This window comes from Rhodopseudomonas palustris (assembly GCF_034479375.1).
GTDB classification, from domain to species: domain Bacteria; phylum Pseudomonadota; class Alphaproteobacteria; order Rhizobiales; family Xanthobacteraceae; genus Rhodopseudomonas; species Rhodopseudomonas palustris_M.
The window spans coordinates 4,606,770-4,620,165 of sequence record NZ_CP140155.1 but is presented as its reverse complement, the minus strand read 5'-3'; the positions used below and the strand labels follow the sequence as shown (position 1 = coordinate 4,620,165).

Sequence of the window (13,396 nt, the reverse complement as noted above, 5' to 3'; positions counted from 1 at the left end):
GCGAAGCAATCCAGAGCTCAGCGCCCCGAGCCCTGGATTGCTTCGTCGCTTCGCCCCTCGCAATGACAGCAAGCGTGTTGCTCAGCCCTCGCCGTGATCGAACGCCTTGCGCAGCGCGACGTAGCCCTGCTGCTGCTGCGTCCAGTTGCGGCCGCCGGTAATGCCGCCGTCGATCACCAGATCGTGGCCGTTGATGAAGCCCGACTCGTCGCTGGCGAGAAACACCGCGGCGTGCGCGATGTCTTCGGGTAGTCCCGCGCGCTGGATCGGCTGCGCAGTCTTGTAGATTTCGCGCATCGTCGCCGAGGTTTTCTCCGCGGCCTCGGTGGTCAGGCCGAGCGCCTTGCCGAAGATGCCGGTCGCGATCGCGCCGGGCGAGATCGAATTGACCCGGACGCCGGACTCGCCGAGCTCCATCGCGACGCATTTGGTGAGATGGATCACCGCCGCCTTGGCGGCGCCGTACACCAGCGACGACGAGAAGCCGGCGAGCCGGCCGGCGATGCTTCCGTTGTTGATGATCGAGCCCGAGCCCTGTTTCTTCATGTGCGGCGCGGCATGCTTCATGCCGAGCATCACGCTGCGCACCAGCGTCGCCATCGCAGCATCGAACCGGTCGACTTCGAGACCCTCGATGCCGCCCGTCTGCGCCGGACCGCCGGCATTGTTGAACAGGCAGTCGATCCGTCCGAAAGAATCGATCGCCTGCGCGATCAGAGCTTTCATCTGATCCTCTTCGGTGACGTCGGTCTGCCTGAAGACGCAGGACGGCCCGAGCTTTGCCGCCAGCGCTTCACCCTCGGGCGCACGGCGGCCGGCAATCACGATTTGGGCGCCCTCGGCGATGAATACTTCGGCCGTGCGCAGACCAATCCCGCTGGTCGCGCCGGTGATCACCGCAACCTTGCCGTTCAGCCGTCCCATCGTCTCGTCTCCCCTGTTGCGGCGCAGTCTTCCCTGCGCTCGGCTTGTCGATTTGACGTTTTGTTAACGACAAATTGCCGCGTCGCAGTTCCGAATCGATTAGTGCGCGGATTGCGACGACCTTTCCGCGCGGAACTTAACATTTATTACAACCAAACTTGCCATGCTTCGCTGCGATGTCCAGTGCAGCCTCCTCGGAAATTTACGGCGATCCGATCCAATCGGAGACCAGCGCCGCGGCAACGCGCACGCCCGGTGGCGGCCTGCCGGCGACCGCCGACGGCATCGATTTTCAGACCCTGAAAGAAATCGTCCGCAGGCTCCCCTCGGCGGTGACTGTACAGGACGACCAGGGCGAGTTTCTCGTCGTCAACGATGCCGCCGCGGCGCACTTCGACCTGCCGGCCGGTCCGACGACGACCGCCACGCCTTCCCTCGCAATCGAACAGCGCCGCGCCGTCGGCATGGCGCTGCGCGCCGGCCAAAGCGCGATCCGCGAGGAACGCGCCGGGGAAGGCGCGGCGGCGCGCACCTTCCTGACCGCGCATCGGCCGATCGAGATCAGGGGGCGGCGGCTGCTGCTGTCGAGTTCTCTCGACATGACCGAACAGAAGGCGATCGAGGACGACCTGTTCCGCCGCGCCTATTTCGACGAACTGACGGGGCTTCCGAACCGCAGCATCATCGAAAGCCAAGCCAACGCCTTGTTGAGCGTCGACGGCCCACCGAACCGGTTCGCGCTCGCGTTTCTCGACATCGACAATTTCAAGCACATCAATGACTACTACGGCCACGCGGTCGGCGACGCGCTCCTTGTCGGGGTGGCCAAACGGCTCGGCCTCGATCTGCGCGAGACCGACATGCTGTCGCGCATCAGCGGCGACGAATTTCTGCTGCTGCTCAACCCGATCGAGAGCCTGACCGAGGTCGCCGACTACATCGATTTCCTGCTGCAGCGGCTGAAGGCGCCGTTCTATATCGACGGGTCGGAGCTGTTCGCTTCGGCGTCGACGGGCGTCAGCCTGTATCCCGAGCACGGCAACAGTTTCGAGGCGCTGCGCCAGAACGCCGACATCGCGATGTACCGCGTCAAGAGCGCGACCAAGGGTGCCGCGGCGATCTTCGACGTCGCGATGGAGCGCGAGGCGCTGGAACGGATGGCTGTCGAGCAGTCGCTGCGCCAGGCGATTCTCGACAGGCGATTCTGCTGCGCATTCCAGCCCAAGGTCGATATCCGCACCCGCGAGATCAAAGGCATCGAGGCGCTGGTGCGGCTGCGCGACGACGACGGCGTGATTCAGGCGCCCGGAACCTTCGTCGATCTGGCCGTCGAACTCGGGCTGATCGACGAACTCACCCATCTGGTCCTCGCCGAGATCGTGAAGTCGATCGACCTGATCAACGACGCCTTCGGCTCTGAAACGAGTATCAGCATCAATGTCGCGGCCAAGCAGGCCGGCAACTTCCATTTCATGCAATCGTTCTCCGCGGCTCTGGCCGCGACCGAATGTCCGTCGCGCTTCATCATCGAAGTGACGGAAGACGCCTTCGTCACGAAAAGCCACTTCCAGAGTGAAATTCTCCCGATGCTGCGCCAGATCGGCGTCGGTATCTCGATCGACGATTTCGGCGTCGGCTACTCGTCGTTGTCGGCGCTGGCGGACATCACCGCGGACGAGATCAAGATCGATCGGTCGTTCATCACGGACATTCACAGGCGGCCGCGCAGCCAGGGCATTCTCAGGGCGATCGAATCGCTGAGTGAGGCGCTGGGCATGACGGTGATCGCCGAAGGCATCGAGACGTTCGAAGAACTCGCCTATCTGCAGACCATGACCAGGATCCGCTATGCGCAGGGCTACTACTTCTCGAAGCCGGTCTTCCTCGAAGAGCTGAAGCCCTCGGTGCAGGGCTTCAGCAGCGGCCGCCCGAGCGCGTCGGGCCGTCAGGTCGAGCAGGCGCGGACGGTGGTTTCGCGCGTCAATGTCGGGCGCGGCTAGCGGCGCAGAGCTATCTGCGCTGAACGCAGAGCTGACGCCGCACCTACCTCGTGTTTCCCCCAAGCTCTTGATTACCAAAGATCTTCACGCGTGCCTGCGACGTTATTTGGAGTTGCTCGGCTTGATCTGGCGCAATGTGACCCACCTGATCATCGGCGATGGTCGCGTCATCCCCGACAAATCTGGAGGGCGCCATGCCTGCTCATTCTCGCCCCTATCCCTTCGTCGATCGGCTGATCGAGACCTTCGCCGAGTGGCTCAAGCACCGGCGCGACGTGTCCGAGATGTGCCAGTTCGACGCCGCTGAATTCAGCCGCATCGCTCACGACCTCGGCGTCACCTCGACTGACCTCGACGAACTGGTTCGCCAGGGCCCGCACAAGGTCGAGGAGCTTCCGCAGCTTCTGAAAGCGCTCGGCATCAGCGAGGAGGCCATTGCGCGAACCCAGCCGCTGGTGATGCGCGACCTCGAACGCGTTTGCGCGCTGTGCCGCCACAAGAGCGAATGCGACCACGACATCGCCGACGGTTCGCTTGCCGAGCATTACCAGGCCTATTGCGCCAACAAGGTGACGCTCGACGCGCTGGCGGAAGAGCTCCAGAGCACTCCGCCTCTGTCCGCCCGTCACTGACTGCGGTGATGTCGCACGGCTGGATCCGTCTGCTGGCGACTGTCTTTCTGATCGTAGCGGTGCTGCTGGCGGTCCGGCTGCACCGCGCCGAGGGCGCGACGCTGCCGGAAGCCGTCACCGCCGGGCACCGGCTGGCGGTGAACTGGTGCAAGGAATGCCACGCCGTCGAGCGCAACGAGGTGCTCAGCGGCAAGGGGCCGGCGTTCGTGCGCATCGCCAACATGCCGTCGACCACCGAATTGTCGCTCAAGGTGTTCCTGCGGTCCAACCACACCGACATGCCGAATCTCATCATCGCACCCGCCGATGCCGACGAGATCGTGCGCTACATTCTCAGCCTCAAGCGCGACTGATGCGCCACGCGAGGCGCTGCAGATTTCGTCCGCCATCCGCCCGCCGCGTCGCGGCCTACCCCTGTTGAGGGCCGCACCATGGATTTCGACGACAGCGACAAGGTCGTGCGGCTACGGGCGCAGCTCTCCGACTTCATGCGCTTTCACGTGGAGCCGGCGAATGTCGCCTGGCATCGCGACGCCGACGCCGGGCGCTATCCGCTGGCGCTGATCGAGCGGCTGAAGTCGCGCGCCTTCTCCGAGGATTTGTGGAATCTGTTTCTGCCGAGCCTCGGCGACGACGATCCCGGACAGCGCCTGACCAATCTCGAATACGCGCCGCTCGCCGAGATCATGGGCCGGATTCACTGGGCGTCGGAAGTGTTCAACTGCAATGCGCCCGACACCGGCAATATGGAGCTGTTGCAGCTCGCCGCGACGCCGGACCAGCGCAGTAAATGGCTGGAGCCGCTGCTGATCGGCGAGATCCGCTCGTGCTTCGCGATGAGCGAACCCGACGCCGCCTCGTCCGACGCCCGCAATATCCGCACCACCATCACCCGCGACGGCGACGACTACGTCGTCAACGGCCGCAAATGGTTCATCACCGGCGCGGCGCACCCGAACTGCAAGCTGGCGATCGTGATGGGCGTCACAGGCGCGGATCTCGATCCGAATTCCACCGAGCGGCATTCGATGCTGCTGGTGCCGATGGACACGCCCGGGCTGAGCATCGTCCGCAACATTCCGGTGATGCACTATCACTCGCCCGAGGGCCATTGCGAACTGCTGTTCCGTAACGTCCGCGTACCCGCGTCCAACTTGCTCGGCGAAGAGGGCAAGGGCTTCCGCCTGGCGCAGGACCGCCTCGGCCCCGGCCGGGTGCATCACTGCATGCGCACCATCGGCCAGTGCGAAGTCGCGCTGGAATTGATGTGCGAGCGCGCGCTGGAACGTCGGGCGTTCGGCAGGCATCTGGCCGACTACGCCAACATCCAGGACTGGATCGCAGAGTCGCGTCTGGAAATCGACCAGGCGCGCCTGCTGGTGATGAAAGCGGCGCATCGCATGGATCGCGAAGGCAATGCGGCGGCCCGCGTCGACGTCTCGGCGATCAAGCTGGTCGCCGCACGGCTGCAGACGCGGATCGTCGACCGGGCGATGCAGGTGTTCGGCGCGATGGGCCTGACGCCGGATACGCCGTTGTCGTATCTGTGGACGTGGGGCCGGGCGATGCGGTTTCTCGACGGCCCGGACGAGGTGCATTTGCGGGTCGTCGCGCGGGCCGAACTGGCGTCGGCCAAAGCTCAGGCCGGCCGCAATGCCCACTACTTCATTCCGCCCGAAGCCCTGATCGGCGGCTGATCAGGCGCGAGGCTGCTTCTCGATCACGGTCACGATCCAGCGCGGCGTCTCGCCGCTGGTATCCTCCTTGACCGCGCGAACGACGCCGGTGATCGAGGAGCCACCGACCTTGAGTGTCGCCGCGCGCCCGCTGAACTGGGCGATACGCGAGCGTCGGGCTTCCTTCACATCGGTTGTTTCGAGCGTTTGCATCATCATGGTGCTGATCTCCATGACGGGGACTATTCGGGGATCGTCGTTACGCAGAGATTAAATTGAGGGCTCGTACGAATACCGACCGCCGGATCGCCCTGCCGCGCGGGCTGATCATCAGCCGGATCCCTCCCCAATCGAGGACGGGCTGATGCCCGCTCCTGAGACCACCCGATTCGATCGCGATGATCCCTGGGCGCTCCCGTCCGCGGGGGAACCGAACCGACGTCGGCGAATGACTTTCGTCCAACGGACGCTGTCAGCAATTCGCCTGACTGGCGACCGTTCCTCATTTGTTTTAATCGAACAGAGCCGGCATCGGGACGCGCGTTCGCTTCGCGTACGAGATCGTGGACGCAGTCCCGGATGACGACCTCTGGTATCGCGTTCGCGTGCTTGGCGTCCTTTCCCTCCACTCGCGGTCATGCGTGCGTGGACGAACCCGAAAAGGCACCCGAGAACCGGGTGAACATAGGTACATCACATGCAATTCTGGCTCGCTGCATTTGCGGTCGCTCTTGTGGTCGTGATCGGCTACGCGGGTGGTCCGCCCGGGGCGATCGTCGCCCTGCTCGCTTTCGTGATCGCGCTGTTCCTGCTGTGGGCGCGCGAGCTCGGCTTCAGGGGCGCGTGGGAGAAATTCGGATTGCAGTCGCTGTCGCCACCCTTGTGGAAGCAGGACAACATCGACCGGTTCAAGGCGCTTTTCGCCGACGAGCAGAAGCTGGTCAAAGCCTGCACCATTTCGGTGGCGCTGATCGCGGCGTCGATGCTGCTGCCGCGCAACCTGATCGTGTTCATTTTCCTCGCCGCGATCGCGCTTGGAGTATTCGAAGTATACCGTAATACCAGTTCGACGGCGACCCGGCCCGATACCCGGATCAACTGATCGGCGGCGCGACAATTCGCGCATCTCATTCGCCCGTTCGCACGATCGAAAGGGCCGGCGGCGTCAGCCGTCGGCCCTTTTCGTTTTCGGAACGCCAGACCGGCGACTACCCCGGCGGCCGCCGGCTCGATCGCCGCCCGATCCGGAACAATCGTTTAAGGTTTGATTACCGTGATTGCTAACTTAGTTTCCATCACTGGCAGTTATTCCTGTGGCAATGAGGACCAGTTCGCACAGCGATACCGGAGACACCGATCCGTCGGCCCTATCCGAGCGCATCACCATCAGCAACATGCTGAACCACCGCCCCGTGGCGCTGCTGATGGGATGCGGGCTGCTGTTGATCACCGCGATCGCGGTCGTGACGACGATGATCGTCGGCGATTTTCGTACCAAGGCCCTGCAGAACAGCGAGCGCGAACTGGCCAACACGGCTATGCTGCTGGCGCATCACTACAATCGCGAGTTGGAGGATTTTCTCACCATCCAGGCCGAGGTGGTCGCGCTGGTGAGGCAAGCCCAGATCGACTCCGCGGATGCCTTCAGCGGCCAGATGGCCACGATCAAGGCGCACGAAATGCTGCGCGCCAAGGCCGGGGCCACCGCGGAGATCTCGGGGCTCGCGATCTTCAATGATCGCGGCACCCTGATCAACAACTCGTCGCATTGGCCGGTGCCCGAATTGTCGATCGCCGAGCACTCCTACTTCAAGGCCCACAAGGCCGGCATTGCGCCGCGAACCACCGTCGAATTGGTCCAGAACACCCTCGCCGGCGGCTGGACCATCGTGCTTGCGCAGCGGCTCAACAACGCCCGCGGCGAATTTGTCGGCGTCGTCAGCCGATCGCTGACGCCGGCGCATTTCGAGTATTTCCTGGCGTCGGTGTCGCTCGGCGGCGATTCCGCGATCTCGATTCATCACAGCAACGGCATGCTGATGGCGCGCTATCCGCATGCCGACGACAGCATCGGGCGCAATCTGCGGTCGGGAAAGATGGCCCGGCTGGGACTGTTCGAATCCAACATCACCACACAAGTGACGAGCCCGGTCGACGGTCGCGAGCGGCTGGTGTCGTCGTATGCACTGGCGACCCTCCCGATCGTGGTCGTCACCGCCACCACCACGGACGAGGCGCTGGCGGCGTGGCGCAAGCAGACCAGGCTTCTGATATCCGCCGCCACGGTCTCGGCGCTGGTGGTGACCATCATTCTGCTGCTGATCACCCGGCAGCTCGGCAAACAGCATCACGCGACGCAGGCGCGACTGGCGCTGGACAAGCAGCGGCTCAACACTGCGATCAACAACATGTCCCAAGGGCTGCTGCTGTTCGATGCCTCGCAGCGCCTGGTCGTCTGCAATCAGCGCTACATCAAGATGTACGGGCTGTCACCGGAGATCGTGAAGCCGGGCTGCAGCTTCCGCGACATCGTCGCTCACCGGAAGGCGCTGGGATCGTTCAACGGCGATGTCGATGAATATTGCAACAGCATCGTTCAGGCCGTGATGGTCGAAAAGACCTCGGCGGTGCACGGCTCCCACGACCGTTCGATCCAGATATCGAGCGTTCCGGTTCCGGGCGGAGGCTGGGTCGCGACGCACGAAGACATCACGGAGCGAATCCGCGACAGTGAGAAGATCGCCTATCTCGCGCACTACGACAGCCTGACCGATCTGCCGAACCGCAGCCTGTTCCGGCAGCGGCTGGAGCGCGAACTGCAACGCAGCCAGGGCGGCGCGGCGTGCGCGCTGCTTTATATCGACATCGACGAATTCAAGAGCATCAACGATACGCTCGGCCATCCCACCGGGGACGAATTGCTGAAGCAGGTTGCGGTTCGGCTGCGGGAATGCGTCGGCGCCAGCGACTTCGTCGCCCGGCTCGGAGGCGACGAATTCGCGGTCATCGCGGCCAGCGCCGCCGACAGCGACCAAGCCACCCTGCTGGCCGAGCGGATCCTCCAGACGATCCGCGCGCCGTACCAATGCCTCGGCCATCATCTGTCGACCGACGCCTCGATCGGGATCGCGATCGCGCCAGGGGACGGCGCCGATATCGACCAGCTCATCAAGAACGCCGACCTGGCGATGTACAGCGCCAAGGCGGGGGGCCGGCGGACCTTCCGGTTCTTCGAGCCGGCGATGGACGCGATTGCGCGCGCCCGCCGCGAACTCGAATTCGACCTGCGCAGCGCGATCGCCGACGGCGGCTTCGAAATACACTACCAGCCGCTGGTCGATCTACGCAGTGACGCGATCACCGGCTGCGAGGCATTGCTGCGCTGGCGGCATCCGACCCGCGGCATGATCTCACCGGGGGAATTCATCCCGATCGCCGAAGACACCGGCCTGATCAACGAGATCGGCGGCTGGACGCTGGCGACCGCCTGCGCCGAAGCGGTGCAGTGGGACGAGGACATCACGCTGGCCGTCAACATTTCGCCGGTCCAGTTCCGACAGCCGACGCTGGCGCTGCTGGTGGCGTCGGTGCTCGGGTCGACCGGATTGCCCGCGCGACGCTTGGAACTCGAAGTGACGGAAGCGGTGCTGATCCACGACGACGACGCCGCCTTGACGACGCTGAACCTGCTCCGCGCGCTCGGGGTGCGGATCTCGCTCGACGATTTCGGCACCGGCTATTCGTCGCTGAGCTATCTGCAGCGGTTCCCGTTCGACAAGATCAAGATCGACCGCGCCTTCGTCGAGAACATCGACACCACCGAAGGATCGACGGCGATCGTCGAGGCCGTGGTCAATATCGCGGCCTCGCGCCGCATGACGACCACGGCGGAAGGCGTCGAGACCGCACGGCAGCGCGACATTCTGCGCGCGCTCGGCTGCAGCCAGATGCAGGGCTGGCTGTTCAGCCCAGCCGTGCCCGCGGCCAAATTCCGCATGCTGCTCGCAGAACACCGCGGCACCCGCGCGGCCTGACCGCGGCGAAATCGGCACGTCGTTTTCGCGCGGGCCTTTATGCCGCCCTTATGCCGCCGCCGGCGATTCCGCATCGCTTCCTTATACCGCTCAGCCTAGCTGAATCGAAGCCCGACCTTCAGGAGGCTTCGATGTTCGATTTTCTCATGCTCCTCACCGGCTTCGGCCTGTTCGCCGTCACCATCGGCTACGCCTTCGCGTGCGAACGGATTTGAGGAGCACCACCATGACGTTCGACTATCTGTTCGCCGCGTCGGTCAGCGCGCTGCTGCTGATCTATCTCGTCTATGCGCTGTTGCGCCCTGAACGGTTCTAGGAGCGCGCGATGACACTGATCGGATGGACCCAGATCGCGCTGTTCTGCGCAATCATCGTGGCGCTGACGCCTTTGCTCGGCGCCTACCTCACCCGCGTCTTCAACGGCCGGACCACGCCGCTGTCGTTCGTGCTGCGGCCGGTCGAAGCCGGGCTGTATCGCCTCGCCGGCGTCGATCCGCACCGCGAGCAGCACTGGCTGACCTACACGCTGGCGATGCTGCTGTTTCACGCCGCCGGCTTCGTGCTGCTGTACCTCTTACTGCGGCTGCAGCCGTTGCTGCCGCTGAATCCGGCAGGACAAGGCACGGTGGCGCCGGATCTCGCGCTCAATACCGCGATATCGTTCCTCACCAATACCAACTGGCAGAACTACGGCGGCGAGAGCACGCTGTCGTATCTGACCCAGATGTTCGGCCTGACGGTGCAGAACTTCCTCTCCGCCGCTACCGGCATCGTACTGGCGATGGCGCTGATCCGCGGTTTCGCCCGCGCCTCGGCGAAGACGATCGGCAATTTCTGGGTCGATATCACCCGCTGCACGCTCTACGTGCTGCTGCCGATCTGCATCGTCTTCACGCTGGTGCTGGTGTGGCAGGGGATGCCGCAGACGCTCGGACCGTCTGTCGATGCGACCACGCTCGAAGGCGGCAAGCAGACGATCGCGCTCGGCCCGGTCGCCTCGCAGGTCGCGATCAAGATGCTCGGCACCAATGGCGGCGGCTTCTTCAATACCAACGCCTCGCACCCGTTCGAGAACCCGACCGCGCTGTCGAATTTCCTGCAGATGCTGTCGATCTTCGCGCTCGGCGCGGCGCTCACCAACGTGTTCGGCCGGATGGTCGGCGATCAGCGCCAGGGCTGGGCGATCCTCGCCGCGATGGGCACGCTGTTCATCGCCGGCGTGGTGGTCTGCTACTGGGCCGAGGCCAACGGCACGCAGATCCTGCAATCGCTTGGGCTCAGCGGCGGCAACATGGAGGGCAAGGAGGTCCGCTTCGGCATCGCCGCCTCGGCGCTGTTCGCAGTGATTACCACCGCGGCCTCGTGCGGCGCGGTCAATGCGATGCACGACTCGTTCACCGCGCTCGGCGGCATGATCCCGATCATCAACATGGAGCTCGGTGAGATCGTGATCGGCGGCGTCGGCGCCGGCCTCTACGGCATGCTGCTGTTCGTCATCATCACCATCTTCCTCGCCGGACTGATGGTCGGCCGCACGCCGGAATATGTCGGCAAGAAGATCGAGGCGCGCGAGGTCAAGATGGCGATGCTCGCGATCCTGATCCTGCCGCTGCTGATGCTGGGCTTCACCGCGATCGCCGTTGTTTATCCGCCGGCGGTGGCGTCGATGGCCAATGCCGGCCCGCACGGCTTCAGCGAAGTCCTCTACGCCTTCACCTCGCAGGCGGCCAACAACGGTTCGGCATTCGGCGGCCTCTCCGGTAACACGCCTTTCTACAATCTCGCCGGCGCGGTCGCGATGTTCCTGGGAAGGTTCTGGGTGATCATCCCGGCGATGGCGATCGCCGGCTCGCTCGCCGGCAAGAAGAAGATCGCCGCGACCGCCGGCACCTTCCCGACCAACGGCCCGCTGTTCGTCGGCCTCCTTGTCGGCGTCATCTTGATCGTCGGCGGCCTCACCTTCTTTCCGGCGCTCGCCGTCGGCCCGATCGTCGAGCATCTCGCGATGCTGAACGACGCCGCCTACTAATCCGGAGAACAACCATGCACACCTCCAAACTCCGCAAGCGGGCGCCGGCGCCGACCATTCTCGATCCGGCAATCCTGCTCCCCGCGATCGGCCACGCCTTCGTCAAGCTCGATCCGCGCACGCTGATCAAGAATCCGGTGATGTTCGTTCTCGAAATCGTCACTGCGCTGACCACGATCCTGACGATCCGCAACCTGGTCGCGGGCGACGGCACGCTCGGCTTCGACCTGCAGATCACGATCTGGCTGTGGTTCACCATCCTGTTCGCCAATTTCGCCGAAGCGGTCGCCGAAGGCCGCGGCAAGGCGCAGGCCGACGCGCTACGCTCGACCCGCGCCCAGACCGTCGCCAAGCGATTGCTGATGCCGGGCAACACCGAACTATACGAAGGCGTCGCCGCCGAACGTCTCGGTGTCGGCGATCTGGTGGTCTGCGAGGCCGGCGACACCATTCCCGGCGACGGCGAAGTGATCGAGGGCATCGCCTCGATCAACGAGGCCGCGGTGACCGGCGAATCCGCGCCGGTGATCCGCGAATCCGGCGGCGACCGCTCAGCGGTGACCGGCGGCACCAATGTGATCTCGGACCGCATCGTCGTGAAGATCACCGCGGCGGTCGGCTCGTCGTTTCTCGACCGCATGATCGGGTTGGTCGAAGGCGCCGAGCGGCAGAAGACGCCGAACGAGATCGCGCTCAACATCTTGCTGGTCGGCCTCACCATCATCTTCGTGTTCGTGGTCAATGCGATCCCGAGCTTCGCGAACTATGCCGGCGGATCGATCTCGGTGATCGTGCTGGTAGCGCTGTTCGTGACGCTGATCCCGACCACGATCGGCGCGCTGCTGTCGGCGATCGGCATCGCCGGCATGGACCGGCTGGTGCGTTTCAACGTGCTGGCGATGTCCGGCCGCGCGGTGGAAGCCGCCGGCGACATCGATACGCTGCTGCTCGACAAGACCGGCACCATCACCTTCGGCAATCGCCTGGCCTCGGAGATCGTCGCGGTGCCCGGCGTCAGCGACGCCGAAGCGGCCGAAGCCGCGCTGCTCGCGAGCCAGGCGGACGAGACCGCCGAGGGCCGCTCGATCGTGGCGCTGGCGCAGGAGAAGCACGGCCTCGCCAACGTCGCGACGTCCGGCGACGCGAACTTCATCGCGTTCTCGGCGACGACGCGGCTCTCGGGCGTCGATCTCGGCGCGCGCAAGCTGCGTAAGGGTGCGGTCGATTCGATCCTGAAATTCGTCCGCGATCAGGCCGGCGCCGACGTCGCCGAACCGCCGGCGTTCCGCGCTGCGGTCGACCGCATCGCCCGCGCTGGCGGCACGCCGCTGGGACTCGCGGAAGGCGGCCGGCTGCTCGGCGTCATTCATCTGAAAGACGTGGTGAAGCCCGACGTCAAGGAACGCTTCGCGGCGTTGCGGCGGATGGGGATCAAGACGGTGATGATCACCGGCGACAACCCGGTGACCGCGGCCTCGATCGCCTCGGAAGCCGGCGTCGACGACTTCATCGCGCAGGCCACCCCCGAGGACAAGCTGCGATACATCCGCGGCGAGCAAGCCAATGGACGGCTGATCGCGATGTGCGGCGACGGCACCAACGACGCGCCGGCGCTCGCGCAGGCCGATGTCGGCGTCGCGATGCAGAGCGGCACCCAGGCGGCGCGCGAGGCCGGCAACATGGTCGACCTCGATTCCGACCCGACCAAGCTGATCGAGGTGGTGGAGATCGGCAAGCAATTGCTGATGACGCGCGGCGCGCTGACCACGTTCTCGATCGCCAACGACGTCGCCAAGTATTTCGCCATCATTCCGGCGATGTTCGTGGCGTTCTATCCGCAGCTCGGCGCGCTCAACATCATGGGCCTGTCGACGCCGCAGAGCGCCATCCTATCGGCGATCGTGTTCAACGCGCTGATCATCATCGCGCTGATCCCGCTGGCGCTGAAGGGCGTGACCTATCGCCCGGTCGGTGCGGCGGCGCTGCTGCGGCGCAATCTCTTGATCTACGGCCTCGGCGGCCTGGTGCTGCCGTTCATCGGAATCAAGGTCATCGATCTCGCGGTGACCGCTCTGCATCTCGCCTGAACCTGAAAGGTGAC

Annotated in this window: 12 protein-coding genes; 10 read left to right on the top strand and 2 right to left on the bottom strand. The window is 64.7% G+C overall.

The features are described from left to right. Positions 1-81: 81 nt before the first annotated feature. Positions 82-924, bottom strand: coding sequence for a glucose 1-dehydrogenase (locus SR870_RS20910; RefSeq protein ID WP_322515421.1), 843 nt, complete (start codon positions 922-924; stop codon positions 82-84). Positions 925-1,100: 176 nt separating this feature from the next. On the opposite strand from SR870_RS20910, the gene SR870_RS20905 reads away from it, so the two are divergent. The 4 genes from SR870_RS20905 (at position 1,101) to SR870_RS20890 (ending at position 5,253) form a co-directional block, all read left to right on the top strand. Beyond that, a complete protein-coding gene (locus tag SR870_RS20905; protein WP_322515420.1) occupies positions 1,101-2,924 on the top strand; it encodes a putative bifunctional diguanylate cyclase/phosphodiesterase in 1,824 nt (607 codons plus the stop codon). A gap of 194 nt (positions 2,925-3,118) precedes the next feature. Then, positions 3,119-3,556: a hypothetical protein gene (locus SR870_RS20900; protein WP_322515419.1), complete on the top strand. Its 438-nt coding sequence runs from the start codon at positions 3,119-3,121 to the stop codon at positions 3,554-3,556. Between the two features lie 8 nt (positions 3,557-3,564). Continuing rightward, positions 3,565-3,909 carry a cytochrome c gene (locus SR870_RS20895; RefSeq protein WP_322515418.1) on the top strand — a complete coding sequence of 115 codons (345 nt, stop codon included), beginning with the start codon at positions 3,565-3,567 and terminating at the stop codon, positions 3,907-3,909. 78 nt (positions 3,910-3,987) lie between these two features. Next, positions 3,988-5,253 carry an acyl-CoA dehydrogenase family protein gene (locus tag SR870_RS20890; RefSeq protein ID WP_322515417.1) on the top strand — a complete coding sequence of 422 codons (1,266 nt, stop codon included), beginning with the start codon at positions 3,988-3,990 and terminating at the stop codon, positions 5,251-5,253. On the opposite strand, the gene SR870_RS20885 is transcribed toward SR870_RS20890, so the two are convergent. Then, a complete protein-coding gene (locus SR870_RS20885) occupies positions 5,254-5,466 on the bottom strand; it encodes a hypothetical protein (protein ID WP_322515416.1) in 213 nt (70 codons plus the stop codon). 463 nt (positions 5,467-5,929) lie between these two features. Here SR870_RS20885 and SR870_RS20880 point away from each other — a divergent pair, with 463 nt between their 5' ends. From SR870_RS20880 to kdpB, 6 genes are all read left to right on the top strand, one after another. Further along, positions 5,930-6,334 carry a hypothetical protein gene (locus tag SR870_RS20880; RefSeq protein ID WP_322515415.1) on the top strand — a complete coding sequence of 135 codons (405 nt, stop codon included), beginning with the start codon at positions 5,930-5,932 and terminating at the stop codon, positions 6,332-6,334. Between the two features lie 217 nt (positions 6,335-6,551). Next, positions 6,552-9,266, top strand: a complete 2,715-nt coding sequence (locus SR870_RS20875) for an EAL domain-containing protein (RefSeq protein WP_322515414.1) — start codon at positions 6,552-6,554, stop codon at positions 9,264-9,266. Positions 9,267-9,316: 50 nt separating this feature from the next. Further along, a complete protein-coding gene (locus tag SR870_RS20870; RefSeq protein ID WP_322515413.1) occupies positions 9,317-9,481 on the top strand; it encodes a hypothetical protein in 165 nt (54 codons plus the stop codon). Between the two features lie 11 nt (positions 9,482-9,492). Further along, positions 9,493-9,582, top strand: a complete 90-nt coding sequence (gene kdpF / locus SR870_RS20865; protein ID WP_156332441.1) for a K(+)-transporting ATPase subunit F — start codon at positions 9,493-9,495, stop codon at positions 9,580-9,582. Positions 9,583-9,591: 9 nt separating this feature from the next. Then, positions 9,592-11,295 (top strand): potassium-transporting ATPase subunit KdpA, encoded by a 1,704-nt coding sequence (kdpA, locus tag SR870_RS20860; RefSeq protein WP_322515412.1) that lies wholly within the window; start codon positions 9,592-9,594, stop codon positions 11,293-11,295. Positions 11,296-11,309: 14 nt separating this feature from the next. Beyond that, complete coding sequence (gene kdpB, locus SR870_RS20855) at positions 11,310-13,382, top strand: potassium-transporting ATPase subunit KdpB (protein ID WP_322515411.1); 2,073 nt, start codon at positions 11,310-11,312, stop codon at positions 13,380-13,382. The last annotated feature ends 14 nt before the right edge of the window (positions 13,383-13,396 follow it).